Source organism: Saonia sp. (assembly GCF_056326165.1).
In genome coordinates, this window is the sequence record NZ_JBWFBN010000001.1 from 573,337 (window position 1) to 594,972 (window position 21,636).

The window sequence follows — 21,636 nt, forward strand, 5'->3', positions numbered from 1 at the left end:
TAATGCAAAAACTAAATAGAAGTTTACTAGAAAATAACTCGGAACCACCAATTAAGGTAATGCAATTTGGTGGCGGTAATTTTCTGAAGGCTTTTGTGGATTGGATGATACAGATTCTTAATGAAGAAGCAAATTTTAATGCAGGTGTCACAATCGTTAAGCCAACTGAAAGAGGAAATTATGAAGAATTTAGGGACCAAGAAGGTCTTTTTACTGTTGTTTTAGATGGGATTGTAAATGAAAAACTTGTTCAAAAAAAGAAACTGATAAGTTGTGTTCAGCAGATTATAAATCCATATTTGGAATGGGAAGTATATATGAGTTTGGCAGAAAATGAAACTATTCGCTTTATAGTTTCCAATACAACAGAAGCCGGAATAGTATTTAATAAAAATGATAAAAAAGATGATGTTCCACCTAAAGAATTCCCGGCAAAATTAACACTATGGCTACATCATCGGTTTCAGTATTTTAATGGGGACGCAACAAAAGGATGTATTTTTTTACCCTGTGAACTTATTGAAAACAATGGATCTGTTTTGCTGAAAACTATTTTACAATACGCGGATTTATGGAATCTTGAAAAGGGATTTAAAGATTGGATTCAATTATATAATTATTTCTGTAATACGCTGGTAGATAGAATTGTATCTGGATATCCAAAGGATAGAGCTAGTAAAATCCAAGAAGAATTAGGGTATAAAGATGATTTATTGGTAGCTGGAGAGTATTACCACAGTTGGATTATTGAAGCGCCAAAAGAAATACAAAAAGAACTTCCGTTTTACCAAACAGACTTAAGCGTTCAATTTGTTGAGGACTTAAAACCTTACCGAGAAATGAAGGTAAAAATTCTTAATGGAGCTCATACAGCTATGGTTCCTGTGGGGTATTTAACTGGGTTGAATTTGGTAAGTGATGTTATGGAAAACAAGGCATTGTGTTTCTATATAGAAGCTTTGCTACTTAATGAAGTTTGCACAACATTGGCTTTTTCGGATAAAGTGAAAAAAGTATTTGTTTTAGATGTTCTTAATCGATTTAGAAATAAAACAATTAAGCATCAGCTACTTAGTATTTCTTTGAATAGCACTTCCAAGTTTGTAACTAGATTACTACCAACATTAAAAGAATATATAGTCATAGAACATAATTTGCCTAAAAGAATTGTGTTTGCATTATCAGCTTTAATTTGCTTTTACAAAGGAGTGTATCAAAAGAAAGAAATATCCGTAAAAGACATACCTGAGGTTGTTACCTTCTTTTCAATGACTTGGGGAAAGTATGATTCAAAGGAATTTACCTTGATTGAAATGATTACCTCGATATTATCCAATGAAAAAATATGGCAAGAAAACCTGAATGAAATTCCAGGATTATCAAATACAGTAGCTAACTATACTCAGAGCATCATGGACAACGGTATTACCAAAACACTAGAAGTAATCCATTAGAACTAGATAATTCTTTTTTCCATAGGTTCTAAATCGGTCAATTCACCAATTTTTATCGGATTTCCAGATTCAATACTTTTTCTAGCGGCAATGCCAATTAAAATGGACATAGCACCGTCTCTACTTCCTGCAGCTCTGTCGTAAGGGTCTTTTGTGTCAGCAGTTTTAAAAATTTTATCCTGTAAACGACCATCTCCACCACCATGACCGCTTTTTTCTGTGGGAACATTGACAACGTCAAAATCTTTCCAAAGTTTATGAACTATAATAGGCTCGTTTTTAACATCGTCCATAGCAGATTGCTCCATTTCTTTGGCGTGCATTTCTGCCTGGTTTACAGTTATGTTTTCATGATAGGGAATGTCTAACCAGGCTTCAATCCTTCCTTTAGTACCATTAAAGGCAACCTTCCAACCTTCATATGGAGAATAGGTGGTAAGCGAGTAATTTAAGGTGACGTTGTTGGTGTACCTTACTTGGGCCGACATTTTATCATAAATATCAATCTCATTCCTAAACAAGCAATTGTCTCTAATATATCCATCATGCTTCTCATGGGCTACATATAAATCCATTAAGTGTTTATCCTTGGTAATGTCCATATGAAAATCGCATTTGGTTTTATGCTCACAACTTCTGCAATTGCTACCTCTAAAAGGACCGTTAGAACCATAATGTTCTAAATCACCATAAGCAAAAACCTCATTGGGGTCAGAGTCTATCCACCAATTAAGTAAATCAAAGTGATGTGTGGATTTGTGTACCCATAATGAACCTCCTTCATCTTTTTGTCCGTGCCATCTTCTAAAATAGGAAGCACCGTGATAGGTGTTTAAATACCAATGAAAATCTACTGAAGTTAGTTTTCCTATGGCATTATTAGCAAGTAGTTCTTTTATTTTAGTACTATAAGGGCTCCAGCGATAATTAAAACCAACAATTAAATTTTTGCCAGATTTTCTTTCTGCATCTAAAATAGCCTGACACTTTTCTTCATCAATGGTAAGTGGTTTTTCTGTAAGAACATCACACCCTTTTTCCAATCCTTTTATAATAAATTGATGATGCGTGGAATCCTTAGTGGTCACAATAAGTAAATCTGGATTTGTCTTGGCCAACATTTCATCAAAATCTATAAAGGTGGGGCAATCTGCACCTATATATTCTTTTCCAAACTCCAGTCTTCCCGGGTTAATATCACTTAAACCAACAAACTCAAGAATATCTGAATACTCTTGTACAAGTCTTCTCCCCCAAAAGCTTATACCCCGTATTCCTGTGCCAACAAGCACAACGCGAAGTTTTTTTGAAGTATCAAAATTAAATGATGAAATAGGAAATGCCGTATTGGCGGCAAGCATGCTCAATGATGTAACAAAATTCCTTCTTGAAATGGTCATAGGTTGATTTTTATTTTGCTCGATTAATTTACGCAATAAATTGATTGTGTAGAAATTAAGGGCGTGTTTTAATGTAATTTGCTAATCCCCTCAATTTTGACTTTCCAATTTTCTGGGAATGAGGAAATATTTTCTTTTGTTTCATAAGTGCCTACAGCCATTATAGCCAAGGCGGTTAAAAAACCACCATTTCCTGGCAAATACAATCGCAACGTTTTATTTTGATAGTTGTGTCCGTTCTTTAAATAAGTATTTGTGGAAATTGGCATAAGCAAAGTGTTTACTGCTTTTTCTGGAAACCCTAATCTAGTTGCGGTCATAGAGGTCATTGGAAAATCCCATCCCCAAGTTTCGTCCCATTTCCAATCTAAAAGTATTTTTTCAAAGGTATTTTTCATGACTTCTTTATTTAGGTCATTTGTAGCTGGTAGCATTCCATAGGTAGCCAAGACACTGGGATGGTCTGTCATAAATTTTGATTCTGTATAAGAATCTGGTGTGCTTTCTGTAGCAAGATATAAACCTTCTTTTTGTGGTAAAGACGAGAGGTTCAGCAAAACTTCATCCCATTTGCTGTTTCTATTCATGCCCAATCTTATTCGCCATTTTTGCGCCGTTTCCAATCCCCATCTCCAATAAGCAAGTTCAAAAGTTGGGTTAAAGGTAACCTCTGGGTCAAACCTCTCTTGGGCAGGAATAACTCCTGGTCCCAAAATATATCGTTTTAATTTTGGGTCGTACCATGCAAAATCTGCCATAAAATCTGCTGTTTTCTCCAACAATGGGTAATATTTTTCAAGAATGCCCTTCTCTTTTTTTATTTGATAAATTAATTCTGAAAAATAAATAAAGTGAGGTTGTTGCCATATAAGATAAGACCCTATAGAGGAAGAGGTTTCCCCACCGTTAGCATCAGTCATTTTTTGCCATCTAACACCTTTAAACCCCTGTCTTTTGGCTAGTTGTTTTGCTGTTTCTTTACTTCTGAAAAACCATTCCATTTGTTTTTCCAAGACCTCAGGTTGGTTCCATAATGAAAAATGCACTCCATGCCACCAGCTCATTTCCATATGGGGTTTTCCATACCAGGAATTGTATGTTAATCCTGTTTCTTGCGGAGGAGAACTGCCACCACAATTTATTTTGGTAAGGTAGAGGGAAAGTATCATTCTTCGTTCCAATTCAAAAGCCCTAGGGTCTTTTGTTTCTCCAAAATCTATTATTCCTACCGTGTTCCAAAAGGAGTGAAAACTAGATATTGTTTGTTCTCTTAAATCATTAAAATTGGTAGAGGTTATATTCTTACTATGTTCAGAAAAGTTAATCAGGAAAGACCATGTGTCTACATCCTTATCTGGGGTTATTTGAAACCCATCGTGGTATTTAGGCGTAGACTTAAGGTTTATAGAGGAGGATAAAAAAGTGAAATAATGTGTGTTATCTATATTTCTTTCAATAGAAATATTTTTTTGATCAATAGGATTTAGGACTAATCGTTTTGATTCGTTTGAATCATAATTTGCAGCCTCATCTAAGAAAGTATTAGTGGGATATGGATATTTAACGGCCAATCCAATACGACCTTCTTTTATTAAGGGGCTCTTTACTCTTACTCCTAGAATATCATTTTTTTGGGCAACAAAGGAAATAACTTGAACAGGAACACCTTCAACTTCAAAATTGCTGATAATTTCACCATTCCATAAATCTAGTCTTTGATTTATCTTTTTAACTTTTGAAATATTTATTCTTGTTCCATCTGCTTTTTTAATAAACCATCCAATGCTGGCTAGATGTATGCGATGTGGATTTTGACGAAGATAATCTGATGCTTTTCCAGCTTCTGTGCTTGAGGGCCATTGGCGGGCATAGGGCACTTGCCTTCCATGTGAATTTATGGATTGTAAGGTTTCTTTAATAGTATAATTCCCAGTAGTTGGAAAATTGTGCCAGCCCCATTCACTCATAGTTCCCAGAGGAATTCCTTTTTGATATATAGAAGGGAAAGTCTGTAAGCCAGTAACATCCATTGTCATGGCAAATTTCCCGTTTCCAAGCGTTAGAGAATTCAAAGTGTCGGCTTCCGTAATATGTACTGTATGTCTTGTTACCACGGCTTGACGGTCAATTATTGATTGCCCCCAAGTGACTATTGAAAACAAAAACAACAGCGAAGTATACTTATTCATCTTTAAACAATATCAATTTATAAGGGTGTTTAAGGTACAAAAAGGGATAGAATAAAGTTTTTAAACTTTTAGAATATAATGAAATGTCTGGTTATTTGGGAATATCTATAATTAGAAATGGCACCTTTAAATTAAAAACCTTTACTATATTTGCACTGTTGTGTTGAGCTTCAATTTTAATTGGAGCTGGTAAAAATTACAATGTGTTGTAATTTAACCAATGAAAGGCTTTCCATAAAGGAAGGCTTTTTTTGTATCCTGTGTTTATTTACTAAGTTTGGATGAAATAAGTAAAAGGTAACCTACGATTTATGGCTCAACAGCTTCAACTTAGACATTTTAATTATTTTATGGCGGTTGCCGATGAACTTCATTTTAGAAAGGCAGCTATTAAACTTTCCATTTCCCAACCTGGTCTTAGTAGGCAAATTAAGCAGCTGGAAGAGATTTTGGAGGTGCAATTGTTTCTTAGAAAAAATAAAAAAGTTTCACTTACACCTGCAGGAACTTATTTAAAGGGTGAAATTGAGTACATGTTCAATCATTTGGAGCAAACAAAAAATCAATTACAACTGATTGAAGCTGGAAATTTTGGGGAGGTAAGAATTGGCTTTCTGGGTTCTGCTATGCAGTCCGTAATACCAGATTTATTTTCAAAACTTAGATATAAGTTTCCTGGAATTAAGACCAAATTAGAAGAAATGGGAAATGGGTTGCAAATTGAATCCATTTTAAAAAATAAATTAGATATTGGTTTTGTACGTCTAAAGAAAATACCACAAGGCCTTACGGCAGAACCTGTTTTTAAAGACAGTTTTTCAGTAGTTATGTCAGAAAGTTACCCCATGCTTACTAGGGACTTTGTTGGTATAGAACAGCTTGCCAGTGAACCATTCGTGCTATTTTCTAAAGAATATAGCCCCACATATTATGATACAGTGATGGATATTTGTCAGGATGCTGGTTTTAAGCCAAACGTTGTTCACAAATCTGTGAACGCGCATACTATCATGAAAATGGTAGAAAATAATTTGGGTGTATCTGTGGTGCCAACCTCCTTACAATTTGGGTTTCATATGAAAGTGAAATTTATAAAGTTGAAGAATATTCCCCAACGCACGGTTCTTTCCGTATTATGGAAAGAGGATAATAGAAATCCGGCATTAGGTCACTGCTTGGATTTATTGTTAAATAGATAAATAAAATTGATATGATTTTTGATTTAATAAAGAAGAGACGCTCCGTATTCCCTGCACAGTATAATGATAAACCAATCAGTAAATCTGATATTGAAGAAATTTTGGAGGCAGCGAATTGGGCTCCTACCCATAAAAAAACAGAGCCATGGAGGTTTAAAGTATTGATGGGTGAAAGTAAAACGGCTTTGGGGAAATTTTTATCTGACACATACCAAGAAAAAGATGCTAAGCCAAAGGAAATTACGATTAAAAAATTACAGGAGAACCCTAATAAATCAGCAGCTGTAATTGCAATTTGTATGCAACGGGACCCAAATGAAAGCCTGCCAGAATGGGAAGAGATTGCCGCGACAGCCATGGCTGTTCAAAATATGTGGCTTTGTTGTGCCGAGAAGGGAATAGGTAGTTACTGGAGCTCTCCTGGACTTATTAAATTTATGGATGGTTTTTTTGATTTTAATGAAGGTGAAAAATGCTTGGGGTTTTTCTATATGGGATATTATGATGGAGAACTTCAAGAAGGAATAAAAGGATCTATTGAAGAAAAAACCCAGTGGTTGTAATTATTCTTTTTTAAAGAGAAATTCTCCACCTCCTTGCTTTAGCGTAAACTTATTTTCTTGAGGGACGAATTCCAAAACAGCCTTAATTTGTCTATTTTCAAAAGTATGCTTCCCTATGGCTTCCAGAGGAAATTCTGGTTGGCCAGTTGCTTGGATTACCAATGTGCCATTTTTAGAAGAAGCTGTTATTTTAATAGGAAGTTGAGAACAGGAATAAGTACCCGAATAACTGGTTAAATCCTCTTTACTAACTTCAAATGAAGAAAAGGCAGGAATTTCATAAGGTTTATTATAAAAGCAGCTTAGAGCACCTATTAAAATATCGTTCCCGTTATAATTAGAACCATTAGATATTAAGGAAATTGACAAGCCATTTTCTGGGATAAATCCCAAAAAAGAAGAAAAACCATCAATCCCACCTGTATGCCCAAAACTCTTTTTTTTATAAAATGGAAATTGAAATATGCCCATTCCATAATTATCTTGTATGGTAGTCATTTGGGAAAGACTTTTTTCTGAAATAAGCTTATGGGCAAAAAGAGCTTCTATAAATTGATTTAAATCTGTTGGGTTGGACACCATAGAACCAGCGCCCAAAGGGATGGACATGTCGGTCTCATTTTCCTTTTCCCATTGACCCACATATTTATAAGAATTACTCTCGTTATTGGCCAAAATAATTTTATCACCAACATAAGTGTTCTTTAGTCCTACAGGTTCGGTTATGTAGGTTTCCACAAGTTCTGTATAGGATTTTTTATAAATTTTCTCTAAAATAAATGTCAGTAACACATAATTAGAGTTGCTATATTCACTTTTACTATTGGGTTTAAAAACGTTTTTATTTTTCTTAATAATTTCAAGAAGCTCCACCTTGGTTTTGGGTTGAGTGTTCCAGCTTAAATAATTAGGGTCGTTGGTGAAATTATAAATACCACTTCTATGGTTCAAGAGATTGCCAATGGTAATTTGACTTGAATTTTCTACACTCGGAAAATAAGTGTCTAATGTTTGTTCTAAATTGATTTTTCCTTCTTCAATAGCCTTAAAAATGAGGACAGATGTAAACATTTTAGAAATAGAACCAATTCTATACTTTGTATTTAGAGAAGATTCTTTTTTAGAATCAAAATCATCATACCCAATAGAGTTGGTGTAAATTGTTTGGCCGTTAAGAGACATGGCAATACTTCCCATATAACGGTCATTCTTTTCAAGAGCATCAAAAAGACTGTCCAATTTAGCGATATTTAATTCCTGAGCTTGGGTAAAAAAACTAAAAAAAGAGATTAAAAAGAAAAGCGGTTTTGTAATAGAAAAAATATTTTTCATGTTCTATTTTTTTAAAAGTGAAAAAGGACCCCTTTATATTCCCATGCTTTGGATATAAACAATCCCAGAAAAACTATTGCCACCAAAAATTTTAGAAAAGTACCAGTAAGGAAACCAATAAAAGAACCAAATGCAGCTTTAACAGCTGTTTTTTGATCAGCCTTGTTCATTAATTCACCTACCAAAGCACCAACGAATGGCCAGATAATGATTCCGAATATTCCAAGAATAGGAAAAAAGATAGCTACTAAAAGCCCAATAGTAGTGCCAATCATCCCAGCTTTTGTTCCACCAAATTTTTTGGTTCCCATAGCAGGAATAATATAATCCAAGGCAAACACAATGAGGGCAACGGCTAAAGTTGTACCCAAAAACCACCAATCATCTGGGATGGCCTTGGTTAAATAGAGAAGCAGTAAGCCAATCCAGCTTAAGGGAGGGCCGGGCAATACGGGCAGAAAACTACCTAAAATGCCAACCAGCATAAATATGAAACCTATAATAAGAAGTGCAATATCCACAATAACAATTTACTTGTTTGACGAAGATAGTTTCTATTTGTTACAAAATTATATAACTAAAAAATTAGTTTAAACTAATTTTTTAGTTATATTTGATTTTTATTAAACTAAAGACTTAGTTCAAAAAATGAAACAACTAACAAAAGCAGAAGAAGAAGTAATGCAGATTTTATGGCAATTGGACAAAGCCAATGTTGCTTCTATTATGGAAGAATTACCAGAACCCAAGCCAGCTTACAATACGGTATCTACCATTGTTCGTATTCTAGAAAGCAAGGGTTTTGTAGATTATGAAAAGGTTGGAAAAGGACATGAGTATTTTCCTGTGGTAAAGAAATCGGATTACAGCAACCAGTCTATCAATAAATTGGTAGATGGGTATTTTCAAGGTTCCTTTAAGAGTATGGTCTCTTTTTTTATGAAAAAGAATGATATGAGCCTTTCTGAACTGGAATCCATTTTAAAGGACATCAAAAAAGCTGCCGATCCGGCAGATCCAAATAAAAAAGAAGGCAATTAAAAACTTGTTCCAATGATACAGTATATATTAGAATGCATTGCATTTCAATTGTTGTTTATGGTCATCTATGACCTATTCTTAAAAAGAGAAACATTTTTTCAATGGAACAGAGTGTATTTAATAGGGACGTATGTACTTTCCATTGTTCTTCCATGGGTAAAAATAGAAGCGTTTAAAACGAATCTTCCCCAAGAGTTTATAGCATATCCAGAATATTTATGGGGGATGAATATGCAAGAAGGGGTACTTTCTGAAACAAAACCTTCCAGTGTTTTTAACATTTCTTGGGAGTTTGCAATTCTTTTGGGAGGAATGGTGCTGGCGATAGTACTCTTTGTATATAAAATGTATCAAATTAGAAGCTTAAGAAGTAGAGGTGAAGTACATTATTTTAAGGACTTCACCAGAGTCTTGATAAAACGGAGTAAAGTGGCATTTTCTTTCTTTAAAACCATTTTTATGGGAGACCAAATAAAGGAAGAAGAGTATAAAAGTATAATCCAGCATGAATTGGTGCATATAAAGCAAAAACACTCTTTGGATTTGTTGTTTTTTGAGTTGATGCGCATTGTAGGTTGGTTTAACCCTTTGGTCTACATATACCAGAGCAGAATATCCGAACTGCACGAATTTATTGCTGATTCCCAGGTTTCCAAAACCCATAAAAAGGAACACTACCAATTGTTGTTGTCCCAAGTTTTTCAGACACAAAATATATCATTTGTCAATCCATTTTTTAAATCATCATTAATCAAAAAACGAATCGTCATGTTACAAAAACAAAAATCAAAAAGAGTTTATCAATTAAAGTATTTGGCATTGGTGCCTATGGTAGTAGGAATGTTGTTTTATACTTCATCAACAGCCCAAATGAACAGTGCAAGTGATGAGCAAACAATAGAAGATAAAGAACTTACAAATAGAATTACTGAGGAAATTAAAAAGGAGGTTAAGCTGAGAGGAACAATCTTAGAAGTTGCTAAAAACTCTTTATGGATGATAGGACATGATAGTAATTCATCAATTTTCACAAAAGAAGAATATTTTAAATCTGAGATTTTAGCCAATCTTCATTTTAATGAGTTATATGAAAAATTAAAATCAGAAGGAAATTATATTAATGACTTTAGGTCAAAGTGGTTGTTGCCTACAACTGAAAGATATGAAAGTTATGTTTTAAGAAAAAAAGCATTTAATTTATTGGATGAGAACCTAAAAATTTCCATTAGAGCTTATGAGCAAAATGTTGTTTTGCTAGAAAATAATGACAGCTACCCTACGGGTTCATATGTATTAAAAGTGGATGATATTAAAGACTTTACAGGTAAGGAAGTAAAGGTTTTTAATGATAAAATGGATGAGGTTTTTAATAAAGGGAATGAGCACAGAAATATAGTTGTAACAGATGGATCATATTCATTTCTTGTATTCAAAAAAGAGCTAGTTGAAACACCAAAAAAGGATTCTGATAAAGTTATTGACATACAGGAAGAAAAAACTATTCCCTTTGCCAAGGTGGATGAAGTCCCAATTTTCCCCAACTGCAAAAATGTAGAAAATAAGAGAGCCTGTTTTAATGAAGAAATGATAAACCATATTAAAAAACATTTTAACTATCCAAAAGAAGCTCAAGAGCAGGGTCTTCAAGGGCGGGTAAATTTATTGTTCACCATTTCTTCATCAGGTGATATCATTGATATAAAAAAAAGAGGGCCACATGAATTGTTAGAAAATGAAGCTGAACGTATAATAAAGAGGCTGCCAAAGTTAGAGCCAGGAAAAAAGAATGGGGAAAGTGTAAATGTTGCTTATTCTATACCAATTACTTTTAAACTTTAACAAAAAATATTTGAAAAAAGCAGCAATACTATTTTTAATTTTAACTTGTTTTAAAGCCGAAGCTCAGACTTCGGCTTTGAGCGTTGCAGATAGCCTGTATTCATTGGGCAATTACAACCATGCCATTAATGAGTATGCAAAGGAGGGCTCTTTAAAATCAGATTTACAGATTGCCAGGGCTTACAATGCTATTGGCAATCATGATAAGGCTATTGCGCAATATGAAAGCTTAGTGGGCAAAGACAGTAGCCAAATAATTGGGTATTTTGAATTGGGAAAACTGTATTTTAAAATAAAGAACTTCCCCGAGGCTCAATTTGTTTTTGAAAATTTGATTAAAAAGAATAAGAACAATCCAGAATACCAATACTATTTAGGAAGATCGTTACAGCAGCAAGAAAAATTCGTAGAAAGCGTAGTAGCTTTTAACAAAGCTATTACTCTTGATAGCACCCATCTTAGAAGTATTTTTCAATTAGGGAAACACTTTGTTGCTCAACAAGAAGATAATAGAGCCATTGAGATTTTGAATGTTGGACTTCGGGAATATCCCGCTGATGTCTCCCTTATCAACCTAAAGGCATTGGCACTTTTTAATAATGGCAAGTATGAAGAGTCTGCCAACGAGTTTGAAAGATTATTGGAGTTGGGTGAGGAGAAACCACATATCTACCAAAAAATGGGGTATGCCTATTATAAATTATGGGAGTTTGAGAAAGCAAAAAATAGTTATACCAAACTTTTGGATTTTGATACAGCAAGAGCAGAGGCCTTTTTTAATTTGGGCGAGGTATATGCAAAAAAAAAGCAATTGGACAGTTCAGCGATGTACATAAAAAAATCAATAGAAGAACAAACACCAATTTTAAGTAAAGAATATAGTGCATTGGCCCGTTTGGCAAAACAGCAAGGTAAAATAAAAGAATCTTTTGACTATTATAAAAAAGCATATCAAGAAGACACCTCAAATACAATTGCATATTACCAAGTCTGTGTATTGGCAGATGACTACTATAAAGACCCTAAAGTAAAATTAGAATATTATGAAAGACTTATGAAGAAAGTAGGTGAGGAAAAGAGTTACTTTAGTAGTTATGCCAAAAAACGCATTAAAGAGCTTAAAGAGGAAATCCACTTCACAGTGGATTAAAATACCTTAAAAAATCGTAATTTCCCCAAAGAATACAGTGTTACATGCGCAAGCTTTGGGTTATAGGATTTTTATTGCTATTGGTTTCTTGTCATTTATTTGAATCCAAAGAAACCAAGACTCAAAAATTGGTAAGCCAAGAAATGTTAGCCATTGATTGGAACGATGTAGATCAATACCCTTTGTTTGATAATTGTGATGAGACTGTATCCAAACCCGAACAAAGAGAATGTTTTCAAGATACTTTGTTGGCTCATTTTTCATCTATCTTAAAAGAATTTGAATTTAACTTGGAATCGGATATTGTTGATACTCTCTATTTAGATTTTCTAATTGATGATGCTGGGAAAATATCTGTGGTGGATATGGAAAAAAATGAAGAAATCCAGAGCCAATTACCCGAATTTGATGGGGTCATTAGACAAAGCCTAAAAAGCTTGCCTCATTTGGAACCTGCCATAAAAAGAGGAATACCGGTTACGGCAAAGTTTAGAATCCCAATAATTGTAAATACAAACTAAAATTGGTACAAGAAAAAATTATATTGGGAATAGACCCGGGGACTACCATCATGGGTTTTGGCATTATTAAAGTGATGAATAAAAAGATGGAGTTTGTTCAAATGAATGAACTTTTACTATCAAAATACAATGACCCTTATACTAAACTCAAGCTTATTTTTGAAAGAACTATAGAATTAATAGATACCTATCATCCAGACGAAATAGCTATTGAAGCTCCCTTTTTTGGAAAGAATGTACAATCCATGTTAAAGCTCGGTCGCGCTCAGGGAGTAGCAATGGCAGCGGGACTTTCTAGACAAATTCCTATAACTGAGTATTTGCCCAAAAAGATTAAAATGGCTATTACTGGGAATGGAAATGCGAGTAAAGAGCAAGTTGCTAAAATGTTACAAAGTACATTGGGACTAAAAACTCTTCCCAAGAATTTGGATAGCACAGATGGGTTAGCAGCAGCTGTATGCCATTTTTATAACCAAGGTAGAATTGAAGTTGGAAAATCATATTCTGGGTGGGACGCTTTTGTAAAGCAAAATAGTTCTAGAGTAAAAAAATAATTCAATGTCTGGTATTTATCTTCACATCCCTTTTTGCAAACAGGCGTGTCATTATTGTGATTTTCATTTTTCAACTTCGTTGAAGAAAAAAGAAGAAATGATAGAAGCCATTGTAAAAGAACTGCAGCTTCGTAAAGATGAACATAAGGAGGTAGTTGAAACCATTTATTTTGGAGGGGGAACACCTTCAATATTAACAAAAGAAGAGTTGCAATTATTGTTAGATACTATTCATTCAAATTATAAGGTATCAGAGCATTCAGAGATTACTTTGGAAGCTAACCCAGATGACTTGTTGTCTGTTAGAGCGGAGTCGAGAACTTCTGTTTTTAAAGATTATAAGGATATAGGAATCAATCGCCTCAGCATTGGTATTCAATCTTTTTTTGAGGATGATTTAAAACTAATGAACCGTGCACATAATGCAAAAGAAGCGGAAGCATGCTTGGTTGAGGCCACGCAGTATTTTGATAATATTTCTATTGACCTCATCTATGGAATGCCTAATATGAACAATGCAAAGTGGGAAAAAAATATTGAGAAAGCATTGTCTTTTAAGGTGCCTCATGTTTCCAGTTATGCCCTAACTGTAGAGCCTAAAACCGTATTGGCAAATTTTATTAAAAAGGGAACTATTACACCTGTAGAGGATGAGGTAACATCAGCCCATTTTAATATTCTTGTGAATAAATTAACAAAGGCTGGCTATGTCTGTTATGAGGTTTCTAATTTTGGAAAGTCAGGTTTTTTCTCCAAGCACAATACATCCTACTGGCAAGGAAAAAATTACTTGGGCATTGGTCCATCGGCGCATTCCTTTAATGGAAAACAAAGAGGTTGGAATGTTAAAAACAATACAAAATATATTAAGTCCATCATGGAAGGGGAGTTGCCCATTGAAGTGGAAGAATTATCCATAATGGACCAATACAACGAATATGTAATGACAGGCTTACGGACTATTTGGGGAGTTTCACTTTCTAAAATTCAATCAAATTTTGGAGAAAAATATCATAATTATATTCTAAAAGAAGCCAAAAATCATATTGAAAACGGAACTTTAAAAATTGAAAAAAATCTACTTTTTACTACTGATAAAGGAAAATTTTTGAGTGATGGGCTTTCATCAAGCTTATTTATGGTAAATTAGAGTTACATGATTGCAATATTAAAATATAACAGTAAAAATCATACTATTGACCTTTCTAAGCCGTTGGATATTTCTATGCCATTACATGGTAAAGCATCTAATGTAAATGCATGGTATGTAGATGTTCCAATTATTGCCCCTCATGTGGCAGATGGGCAACAAATAAAAGTATCAGAAGGAGCATCGGTTAATTTCAATAACATTCAATTTAATCCCCATGCACACGGTACGCATACAGAATGTGTGGGACATATTACAGAGGGTTTTTATTCCATCAACCAAAACTTAAAGCAGTTTTTCTTTTTGGCTGAGGTTATAACTATTGCTCCAGAAAAAAAAGGAGACGATTTTGTTATTTCTAAAAAACAGCTTCAATATGCGTTAGGAAACAAAAAACGAGATGCAATTGTTATAAGAACTTTACCCAATACTAAGGAGAAATTTTCTAGACAGTATTCAAATACAAATCCACCTTATTTGTGTGAAGAGGCAGCACAATTATTGGTTAAGAAGAATGTGGCACATTTGTTAATAGACCTTCCATCAGTAGACAAGGAAAGGGACAATGGAGCCTTGCTTTCTCATAATGCGTTTTGGAATACCACAGGAAAAATTAGGACAGAAGCTACCATAACAGAATTTATTTATGTTAAAAATTCGATAGCAGACGGCACATATTTTCTAAACCTTCAAGTAGCTCCTTTTGAAAATGATGCAAGTCCTAGCCGACCTGTTTTATATAAAATTTTAGATTAATGAAAGCTATATTAAAAATAGAAGAATTGGGAATGCTTGTTCTAGGTATATTCCTTTTTAGTCAATTAAACTACGAGTGGTGGTGGTTTTTAGCACTACTATTAACTCCAGATATTGGAATGCTGGGCTATTTGTTTGGGAATAAGGTTGGGGCATTTATATATAATCTTTTCCATCACAAGGGAGTAGCAATTTTACTTTATCTTTTGGGTATATATATAGAGAATTCTTTGCTGCAATTAATAGGAATTATTTTATTTTCACATGCGTCTTTTGATAGGATTTTTGGTTACGGATTAAAATATGATAAAGGATTTAAATACACACATTTGGGGGAAATAGGAAACAATGGATAGTCTTGTAGAAATTTTTGCGGGATTAGTTCTAGGTGCCATACTTATGTATTGGGGCTATGGGCTCTTTGGTAAAAAGAAAAGCAAGGAATTAACGGAGCATCAATCTACCGTGCTGTTGGAAAAAATGAAAAGTGTTTGTAAGTTGATTTCAGTTGAAGGTGATTTTGCTGAAATTTATAAGTATGAAAATACCAAGGAGCATTTTATGAGCTTGGTAAGCAGTAAGAAGAAGGCTTTGATGGTTATTAATGCGAAGGCACAGATTGGATATGATTTAAAGAAAGTATTGATGCAGGCGGATAATGCAAAAAAAACAATTAAACTCACTAATTTTCCTGAGCCGGAAGTACTGTCCATAGAGCCAGACTTACAGTTTTATGATATTAAAAACGGGTTGTTTAATACTTTTTCTCCTAATGATTTAACAACTCTTAATCAAGAAGCTAAACAACATATAAAAGATAAAATTCCAGAAAGTGGATTAATGGAAACTGCGCGTAAAGAAGCTTTGGAAGCTATTTTTATTATGGAAAAAATAGTAGAAACCATTGGATGGAAATTAGATTATTCTGCTTTGGAGATTTCAAATAGAGAAAAACAATTTATAGAAAAATAGAGAAATGAAAAACACACTAGTAATTTTAATTTTAACACTGGCCATGGTATCTTGTGGTCAAAATCAAACCGATATGAAAACCTTTGACCCAGCCTTTGCCCATACAGTTTATTTTTGGTTTAAAAATCCAGATAGTCAAGAGGATAGAGCAAAATTTGAAGCTTCACTTACCAAATTTATGAACAACTCTGCCTATGCAAAAACGCAATTTATTGGCACACCACCAAAAGCATCTAGAGATGTGGTAGATGGTTCTTTTACCTTCTCTTTAATTGTTTCTTTTGAGTCAGCAGAGGCTCAGGCCAAGTATCAATCAGAACCGCCTCATTTGCTTTTTGTGGAAGAATGTAGTGACCTTTGGGAAAAGGTAATTGTTTACGATTCTCAAACTATAAAGTAGTTTTAATGATTACGTATCGGCTTGCTGTACAGGCAGATTATAAGGCCATTGCACATTTGCACGCAGTAAGTTGGCAAGAAAACTATAGGGGCGACTTTACAGATTATTTTTTGGATAATGAGGTTATGGAAGAGCGACTTGGAGTTTGGAAGGAGCGGTTTGCATCACCAAAACCAAATCAGCATATTATTGTGGCTGAACAAGAAGGGGAATTTTGTGGTTTTTTGTGCGCCTATATGAATGATGATGCTGTTTATGGAACATTTATAGATAATTTGCATGTGTCTAGTAAGTTTAAAGGCAAGGGAATCGGCTCTAAATTAATGGGATTAATTGCGATAGAATCAGTTAGGCTCTTTCCTAATTCCAAAATGTATCTGTGGGTGTTGGAAAACAATAAAGCAGCCATTGATTTTTATGACCATGTCGGCGGAAAAAATATTGAAACTGTTACTAGTACAGAAATAGGGGACAAACCCATTAGAGCCCATAGAATTGTTTGGAATACCGTAAAAGCACTAATAAAGTAACATGAACATTGAAGAATTTAGGGAGTATTGTATTACAAAGAAAGGAGTGACTGAGGAATTTCCTTTTGATGCAGACACCTTGGTGTTCAAAGTAATGGGTAAAATGTTTGCTTTAGTACCGTTAGAAAGAGTTCCTTCCCAAATAAATCTTAAATGCGATCCGGAAAGGGCCATTGAACTTAGGGAGGAGTATGATGGTGAAATAACGGCTGGTTATCATATGAGCAAAGTACATTGGAATACCCTTTATTTGGAAAATTTACCATCAAAATTGATTTTAGAATTAGTTGACCACTCCTATAATTTGGTAGTTTTTAAACTCACCAATAAACTGAAAGCAGAATTAGAATCACTTAAATAAAAATTGTGAATAATAAAATAAATCATATCATAGAAAATTTAAAAGAAGTTTTTGATGGTAATCCTTGGTATGGTATTTCCGTAATGAAAAAGCTGGATGCCATTCCTTGGCAACATGTTAATACTGTAGATTATGGGTCAAAATCTATTGCTGTTTTGGTTCAGCATATCATGAATTGGAGAATTTTTGTCCTAAAGAAGTTAGAGGGAGATGTGGATTATGATATTGTAATCGATAGCCCCCAAGATTGGTCAGAAACACAAATAAGAAGTGAAGAGGATTGGAATCAATTAAAAGAAGAATTACGTAAAACCCAATACAAAATCATTGATTTATTGCGTAATACCTCGGACGAACTGCTTACAAAAAAAGTTCCCGGGAAAGATTATAACTTTGAACCAATTATAGGTAGTATTGCCCAACACGATATTTATCATCTAGGGCAAATAGCCATGCTCAATACCATGAAGAAGAGTTGAGTCTATATGTCCAAGTTAAACAATTGATTCTTTTTTATGAAAGACTTATATAGTTTCTATACCAATCAAATTGAGAATCATGATACACAATTGTCCCAAATTAAGGAACGACTGTTTGCATCTAGTATGTTTCGTTTGGCAGTTTTTTGCATCGCTGCAATTGGTTTTTATTTTGCATTTGGGAATGCTAAACTATTAGCGGGCATTATACTTGTGACCATAATCACCTTTCTTTTTTTAGTTTCTAGACATTCAGATTTACAATACAAAAGAGATAAGCTAAAAGCGTTAGTTAAACTCAATGAAACTGAAATTGAAGTACTAAATAGAGAGTTTCACCACTTGCCTGATGGAAATGAATATAAAGACCCATTGCATCATTTTAGTCAGGATATAGATTTGTTCGGTAAAGGTTCTTTTTATCAATACTCCAATAGAACTGTATTAAAGCAAGGAAGTGAAATTTTAGCCGATTTACTAAAAGAGAATAACATTGTTCAGATAGAGAAAAAACAGGAGGCGATAGAGGAATTGGCTAACATGCCAAAATGGAGACAAGAATATTCGGCAGTGGCTAGTCTAGTTAAAACAGAGACTTCTTATAAAACCATTCTAAAGTGGTTGGGGAGTTATAAGAGTTTTGTGCCAAGCATAATGCAGCATTTACCCAATATATTTTCTGTGTTTTCCGCCATTCTTATTACTATTTATTTTTTAGATTTTATTTCTGGCTGGATTGTAGTAGGATGGTTTTTTCTTGGTTTGGGCATTACGGGGAAGTATCTTAAAAAAATTGGGAAACTGTCCTCGGATACTTCAAAAATACAGAGTACTTTTCATCAATATCAAAAATTGATATTAGAGATTGAAAACACCAACTTTTCATCGGAGCTTTTAAAAGAAAAGAAAACGGCTGTGGTTTCGGAGAACCTTAAAACATCTAAAATATTAAAAGATTTTGCCAGAATATTAAATGCCTTGGACCAGAGGAATAACATGCTTATTGGATTTGTTGGAAATGCGTTTCTGTTATGGGATTTAAGGCAGTGTTTTTACATTGAGAGATGGATTGAAAAGTACAGTTCTAATATCGATATGTGGTTCGCCACCATCGCTTTTTTTGATGCATATAATAGTTTAGGGAACTTTACATTCAATCATCCAACCTATTCTTTTCCAGATATAAATGATGATAAAACCGTGTTGAAATCAGAGGAAGCATCGCATCCTTTATTGGACCCTAAAAAAAGTATTCCTAACAAAATTACAATTGATAAAGAACAATTTTTTATCATTACTGGAGCCAATATGGCTGGCAAAAGCACCTTTTTAAGAACGGTTTCATTACAGATTGTCATGGCAAATGTGGGACTCCCGGTATGCGCTACAAAAGCGGAGTATTCCCCTATAAAATTAATTACCAGTATGCGTACCACTGACTCCTTGACCGATGATGAATCTTACTTTTTTTCTGAATTGAAGCGATTAAAGTTTATTGTAGATGAAATTGGGACAGACAGTTACTTTATTGTTTTAGATGAGATTTTAAAAGGGACTAATAGTACGGACAAGGCCAAAGGTTCAAGAAAGTTTGTGGAAAGATTGGTGGCTTCCAACTCTACGGGAATCATAGCTACGCATGATTTGAGTCTGTGTGATATTGAAGAAGAGCTAACGCAGGTTAAAAACTACTACTTTGATGCCGAAATAGTAAAAGATGAGCTTCATTTTGACTATAAATTTAAAGAAGGTATTTGCCAGAATATGAATGCTTCTTTTTTATTGAAGAAGATGGGAATAGTAGAATAATGATATAAAATAAAAAAGGGAATGTTAGGATTGCGTACAACCATTTATAAAGTAGAAAATTTAGTCAAAGCCAAAAAATGGTACTCTAAGGCATTTAAAATACAGCCATATTTTGACGAACCATCTTATGTTGGGTTCAATGTGGAGGGTTATGAGTTGGGATTGATTCCCAATGAGATATCAAATATGGAGAAAACTGATAATATCTTAACGTATTGGGGTGTTAAAAATATTGAGTCAAAATACATTGAATTGTTACAAAATGGAGCAACTGAGCATGAAAAACCCCATAATGTTGGAGGTGAAATTGAAGTTGCCTCTGTAAAAGACCCTTGGGGAAATATAATAGGAATTATTTACAATCCAGAATTTAAATTGGAATAAAAAAAACTACAAGTTCTCTATCTGGATTTCATGAAAACGATTTGCCTGAAGTTTTAACAATTCTTCTGTTTTTTTCTTCTTATAGAGATAAAGCTCCTCCTCAGATTTTATATCAGAATATATTTTTTCATTAAGCTCCGAATCCGTAGAAAGCAGCAATTTTCTTTGCTCCACTTTTTGTGTAATCCAAGTTTTAAGAATACTTTCTTCTTCTTCCAATTTTAAATCGTACTCGCCTTTTGGCGCCAGCAATTTTGCAATTATAGGGGAGGTTTCAATTGCCAAGAATAATAGGAAAATAAAGAAAGATGGAAACCATGCTAATTCTCCTAAGGCATTAATGCGCGCCATAAGTCCATCAAAACCATCTATAATGGGTTGAGAGTTGTTTACAGCTTCTGTATACTCTAAATTAAGATTTGCAATCTGTGTCTCAATACCCGAAATTTTTTCAGTGTTAGTTGTTTTAAGAGCTTGTAGTTCTGCCAGTGCAGCATCATGCTTTTCTCGTTTTTCTTCATAAACAGGTCCTTTACCCAAAAGTTTGGTCCCAGCCGTTCCCTCAGCCTCCGAAATATAAATGTCATAAAGAGTATTTGTTTCAGCTTCTTTATTGACAATTTCATTTTTTAAGGTTGAAATATCTTGATTTAAACCTGCAATAATAGGATTGTATTGTAATGCAATTTGGTCTTTGTTGGCCAAGGTGAGTTCGTTCTTTTGTTCCAGCAATACTTGATTGATTTCTTTTTCAAATATTTTCATTTCCAAGGGTTTGGAAATAACCACGGCAATGATGATGGCCAAAATAATTCTAGGTGACGCTTGCAATAATTCACTTTTAAAACTGTCTCTTTTTTTAATAGTAGAAACTATAAATCGGTCTAGATTAAAAATAAGTAAACCCCAAATTAGTCCAAAGAATATAGAGGTATAGATGTTGTCGAAAACAGTGTAGAGTGCATAACTACTAGCAATAAATGCCATTACTGCGGTAAAAAAAACTGTAGCACCAATGCCAGCATATTTATTGCGTTCTCCGTTGGAGCAATCTTTAAGAATGTTGGTATCTGCTCCTGAGCAGAGAATAAAAAAGCGTTGTATCATAACAGTGTTCAATTGATTGATGGACTATTAGAACGTGGTTTAAGGAAATTTGTTACACAAAAAGCCTCGAAAAACGAGGCTTTAACAAACAATTATGGTTTTTAATTAGTTCTTTATGGTTATGGTTATGGGCTTGGTGGAAAGCCTCACCACAGGTTTGTCTGTGCTAGAATCTCTGGTATCTATGTTGATGCTTTTATTGTTTTTTAATAGAGCAATTGCCTTGTCCGATGTAATTTCTTTTCCTTCATAGTAAAAAGTTGCGTTCTTTTTTGCCATAGCAATTACATGATCTAAGGGAGATGGTGGCGCTGGTGGTGGTGGAATATTGCTTACCTCTCCTTTTAATACAACGGGCGCTGGTGTGGACGTAAGACCTACTGTACTTGGAGCTTTAGGAGCAGTAGGAGGGGGAGGAAAATTTGGAAAAGGCTCCGCATCTT

23 protein-coding genes and 1 pseudogene are annotated in these 21,636 nt (G+C 34.1%); 18 read left to right on the forward strand and 6 right to left on the reverse strand.

Features of this window, described 5'->3' with window-relative positions; translation table 11 throughout:
- Window positions 1–2: 2 nt before the first annotated feature.
- Window positions 3–1,454: a tagaturonate reductase gene (locus AC000W_RS02530; RefSeq protein ID WP_474745749.1), complete on the forward strand. Its 1,452-nt coding sequence runs from the start codon at window positions 3–5 to the stop codon at window positions 1,452–1,454.
- Window positions 1,455–1,456: 2 nt separating this feature from the next.
- On the opposite strand, the gene AC000W_RS02535 is transcribed toward AC000W_RS02530, so the two are convergent.
- Together AC000W_RS02535 and AC000W_RS02540 are read right to left on the reverse strand one after the other, a co-directional pair.
- Window positions 1,457–2,854: a Gfo/Idh/MocA family oxidoreductase gene (locus AC000W_RS02535; protein ID WP_474745750.1), complete on the reverse strand. Its 1,398-nt coding sequence runs from the start codon at window positions 2,852–2,854 to the stop codon at window positions 1,457–1,459.
- A gap of 68 nt (window positions 2,855–2,922) precedes the next feature.
- Window positions 2,923–5,043 carry a hypothetical protein gene (locus AC000W_RS02540; protein WP_474745751.1) on the reverse strand — a complete coding sequence of 707 codons (2,121 nt, stop codon included), beginning with the start codon at window positions 5,041–5,043 and terminating at the stop codon, window positions 2,923–2,925.
- A 311-nt stretch (window positions 5,044–5,354) separates the two neighbouring features.
- Between AC000W_RS02540 and AC000W_RS02545 the strand changes: the two genes are divergently transcribed.
- Window positions 5,355–6,242: a LysR family transcriptional regulator gene (locus AC000W_RS02545; protein ID WP_474745753.1), complete on the forward strand. Its 888-nt coding sequence runs from the start codon at window positions 5,355–5,357 to the stop codon at window positions 6,240–6,242.
- 11 nt (window positions 6,243–6,253) lie between these two features.
- Window positions 6,254–6,805, forward strand: coding sequence for a nitroreductase family protein (locus tag AC000W_RS02550; protein WP_474745754.1), 552 nt, complete (start codon window positions 6,254–6,256; stop codon window positions 6,803–6,805).
- Here the strand turns inward: AC000W_RS02550 and AC000W_RS02555 are convergent, their stop codons facing one another.
- Both AC000W_RS02555 and AC000W_RS02560 read right to left on the reverse strand, forming a co-directional pair.
- The gene (locus AC000W_RS02555; RefSeq protein ID WP_474745755.1) at window positions 6,806–8,137 is read right to left on the reverse strand and encodes a serine hydrolase domain-containing protein; all 1,332 of its coding nucleotides are present in this window, start codon (window positions 8,135–8,137) and stop codon (window positions 6,806–6,808) included.
- An 11-nt stretch (window positions 8,138–8,148) separates the two neighbouring features.
- Entirely contained in the window at window positions 8,149–8,658 is a 510-nt protein-coding gene (locus AC000W_RS02560; protein ID WP_474745756.1) for a DUF456 domain-containing protein, read from the reverse strand.
- Window positions 8,659–8,785: 127 nt separating this feature from the next.
- On the opposite strand from AC000W_RS02560, the gene AC000W_RS02565 reads away from it, so the two are divergent.
- The 15 genes from AC000W_RS02565 to AC000W_RS02635 are packed head-to-tail and all read left to right on the forward strand — an operon-like array spanning window position 8,786 to window position 20,086.
- Window positions 8,786–9,178: a BlaI/MecI/CopY family transcriptional regulator gene (locus AC000W_RS02565; RefSeq protein ID WP_474745757.1), complete on the forward strand. Its 393-nt coding sequence runs from the start codon at window positions 8,786–8,788 to the stop codon at window positions 9,176–9,178.
- A gap of 12 nt (window positions 9,179–9,190) precedes the next feature.
- Window positions 9,191–11,017, forward strand: coding sequence for a TonB family protein (locus tag AC000W_RS02570; protein ID WP_474745758.1), 1,827 nt, complete (start codon window positions 9,191–9,193; stop codon window positions 11,015–11,017).
- A 10-nt stretch (window positions 11,018–11,027) separates the two neighbouring features.
- A complete protein-coding gene (locus tag AC000W_RS02575; RefSeq protein WP_474745759.1) occupies window positions 11,028–12,167 on the forward strand; it encodes a tetratricopeptide repeat protein in 1,140 nt (379 codons plus the stop codon).
- Between the two features lie 44 nt (window positions 12,168–12,211).
- Complete coding sequence (locus tag AC000W_RS02580) at window positions 12,212–12,688, forward strand: hypothetical protein (protein WP_474745760.1); 477 nt, start codon at window positions 12,212–12,214, stop codon at window positions 12,686–12,688.
- Window positions 12,689–12,690: 2 nt separating this feature from the next.
- Window positions 12,691–13,245: a crossover junction endodeoxyribonuclease RuvC gene (gene ruvC / locus AC000W_RS02585; RefSeq protein ID WP_474745761.1), complete on the forward strand. Its 555-nt coding sequence runs from the start codon at window positions 12,691–12,693 to the stop codon at window positions 13,243–13,245.
- A gap of 4 nt (window positions 13,246–13,249) precedes the next feature.
- The gene (hemW, locus tag AC000W_RS02590) at window positions 13,250–14,395 is read left to right on the forward strand and encodes a radical SAM family heme chaperone HemW (protein ID WP_474745763.1); all 1,146 of its coding nucleotides are present in this window, start codon (window positions 13,250–13,252) and stop codon (window positions 14,393–14,395) included.
- Between the two features lie 6 nt (window positions 14,396–14,401).
- Complete coding sequence (locus tag AC000W_RS02595) at window positions 14,402–15,151, forward strand: cyclase family protein (RefSeq protein WP_474745765.1); 750 nt, start codon at window positions 14,402–14,404, stop codon at window positions 15,149–15,151.
- The gene (locus tag AC000W_RS02600; protein WP_474745767.1) at window positions 15,151–15,507 is read left to right on the forward strand and encodes a DUF4260 domain-containing protein; all 357 of its coding nucleotides are present in this window, start codon (window positions 15,151–15,153) and stop codon (window positions 15,505–15,507) included. Before AC000W_RS02595 ends, AC000W_RS02600 begins: the two co-directional genes overlap by 1 nt.
- Window positions 15,500–16,123 (forward strand): DUF4230 domain-containing protein, encoded by a 624-nt coding sequence (locus AC000W_RS02605; RefSeq protein WP_474745769.1) that lies wholly within the window; start codon window positions 15,500–15,502, stop codon window positions 16,121–16,123. The genes AC000W_RS02600 and AC000W_RS02605 overlap by 8 nt, the downstream gene beginning before the upstream one ends.
- Before the next feature lie 4 nt (window positions 16,124–16,127).
- A complete protein-coding gene (locus AC000W_RS02610; RefSeq protein WP_474745771.1) occupies window positions 16,128–16,523 on the forward strand; it encodes a Dabb family protein in 396 nt (131 codons plus the stop codon).
- A 5-nt stretch (window positions 16,524–16,528) separates the two neighbouring features.
- A complete protein-coding gene (locus AC000W_RS02615) occupies window positions 16,529–17,053 on the forward strand; it encodes an N-acetyltransferase family protein (protein ID WP_474745773.1) in 525 nt (174 codons plus the stop codon).
- 1 nt (window position 17,054) lies between these two features.
- Complete coding sequence (locus AC000W_RS02620) at window positions 17,055–17,414, forward strand: MmcQ/YjbR family DNA-binding protein (RefSeq protein ID WP_474745775.1); 360 nt, start codon at window positions 17,055–17,057, stop codon at window positions 17,412–17,414.
- 5 nt (window positions 17,415–17,419) lie between these two features.
- Window positions 17,420–17,893, forward strand: coding sequence for a DinB family protein (locus tag AC000W_RS02625; RefSeq protein WP_474745777.1), 474 nt, complete (start codon window positions 17,420–17,422; stop codon window positions 17,891–17,893).
- 36 nt (window positions 17,894–17,929) lie between these two features.
- Window positions 17,930–19,702, forward strand: coding sequence for a MutS-related protein (locus tag AC000W_RS02630; RefSeq protein WP_474745779.1), 1,773 nt, complete (start codon window positions 17,930–17,932; stop codon window positions 19,700–19,702).
- A 21-nt stretch (window positions 19,703–19,723) separates the two neighbouring features.
- Window positions 19,724–20,086: a VOC family protein gene (locus AC000W_RS02635; protein ID WP_474745781.1), complete on the forward strand. Its 363-nt coding sequence runs from the start codon at window positions 19,724–19,726 to the stop codon at window positions 20,084–20,086.
- Window positions 20,087–20,092: 6 nt separating this feature from the next.
- On the opposite strand, the gene AC000W_RS02640 is transcribed toward AC000W_RS02635, so the two are convergent.
- Entirely contained in the window at window positions 20,093–21,193 is a 1,101-nt protein-coding gene (locus AC000W_RS02640) for a DUF4407 domain-containing protein (protein ID WP_474745783.1), read from the reverse strand.
- Window positions 21,194–21,298: 105 nt separating this feature from the next.
- Window positions 21,299–21,636, reverse strand: a pseudogene (locus AC000W_RS02645) (M56 family metallopeptidase); the annotation flags it as partial.

What these genes read in the sequence shown, in the direction of transcription:
- AC000W_RS02565 (WP_474745757.1), top strand. Translation starts at nt 8,786, where the DNA reads ATGAAACAACTAACAAAAGCAGAAGAAGAAGTAATGCAGATTTTATGG.
- AC000W_RS02595 (WP_474745765.1), top strand. Translation starts at nt 14,402, where the DNA reads ATGATTGCAATATTAAAATATAACAGTAAAAATCATACTATTGACCTT.
- AC000W_RS02535 (WP_474745750.1), bottom strand. Translation starts at nt 2,854, where the DNA reads ATGACCATTTCAAGAAGGAATTTTGTTACATCATTGAGCATGCTTGCC.
- AC000W_RS02605 (WP_474745769.1), top strand. Translation starts at nt 15,500, where the DNA reads ATGGATAGTCTTGTAGAAATTTTTGCGGGATTAGTTCTAGGTGCCATA.
- hemW (WP_474745763.1), top strand. Translation starts at nt 13,250, where the DNA reads ATGTCTGGTATTTATCTTCACATCCCTTTTTGCAAACAGGCGTGTCAT.
- AC000W_RS02640 (WP_474745783.1), bottom strand. Translation starts at nt 21,193, where the DNA reads ATGATACAACGCTTTTTTATTCTCTGCTCAGGAGCAGATACCAACATT.
- AC000W_RS02635 (WP_474745781.1), top strand. Translation starts at nt 19,724, where the DNA reads ATGTTAGGATTGCGTACAACCATTTATAAAGTAGAAAATTTAGTCAAA.
- AC000W_RS02580 (WP_474745760.1), top strand. Translation starts at nt 12,212, where the DNA reads ATGCGCAAGCTTTGGGTTATAGGATTTTTATTGCTATTGGTTTCTTGT.
- AC000W_RS02530 (WP_474745749.1), top strand. Translation starts at nt 3, where the DNA reads ATGCAAAAACTAAATAGAAGTTTACTAGAAAATAACTCGGAACCACCA.
- AC000W_RS02620 (WP_474745775.1), top strand. Translation starts at nt 17,055, where the DNA reads ATGAACATTGAAGAATTTAGGGAGTATTGTATTACAAAGAAAGGAGTG.
- AC000W_RS02630 (WP_474745779.1), top strand. Translation starts at nt 17,930, where the DNA reads ATGAAAGACTTATATAGTTTCTATACCAATCAAATTGAGAATCATGAT.
- AC000W_RS02600 (WP_474745767.1), top strand. Translation starts at nt 15,151, where the DNA reads ATGAAAGCTATATTAAAAATAGAAGAATTGGGAATGCTTGTTCTAGGT.
- AC000W_RS02540 (WP_474745751.1), bottom strand. Translation starts at nt 5,043, where the DNA reads ATGAATAAGTATACTTCGCTGTTGTTTTTGTTTTCAATAGTCACTTGG.
- AC000W_RS02570 (WP_474745758.1), top strand. Translation starts at nt 9,191, where the DNA reads ATGATACAGTATATATTAGAATGCATTGCATTTCAATTGTTGTTTATG.
- AC000W_RS02555 (WP_474745755.1), bottom strand. Translation starts at nt 8,137, where the DNA reads ATGAAAAATATTTTTTCTATTACAAAACCGCTTTTCTTTTTAATCTCT.
- AC000W_RS02610 (WP_474745771.1), top strand. Translation starts at nt 16,128, where the DNA reads ATGAAAAACACACTAGTAATTTTAATTTTAACACTGGCCATGGTATCT.
- AC000W_RS02550 (WP_474745754.1), top strand. Translation starts at nt 6,254, where the DNA reads ATGATTTTTGATTTAATAAAGAAGAGACGCTCCGTATTCCCTGCACAG.
- AC000W_RS02615 (WP_474745773.1), top strand. Translation starts at nt 16,529, where the DNA reads ATGATTACGTATCGGCTTGCTGTACAGGCAGATTATAAGGCCATTGCA.
- AC000W_RS02545 (WP_474745753.1), top strand. Translation starts at nt 5,355, where the DNA reads ATGGCTCAACAGCTTCAACTTAGACATTTTAATTATTTTATGGCGGTT.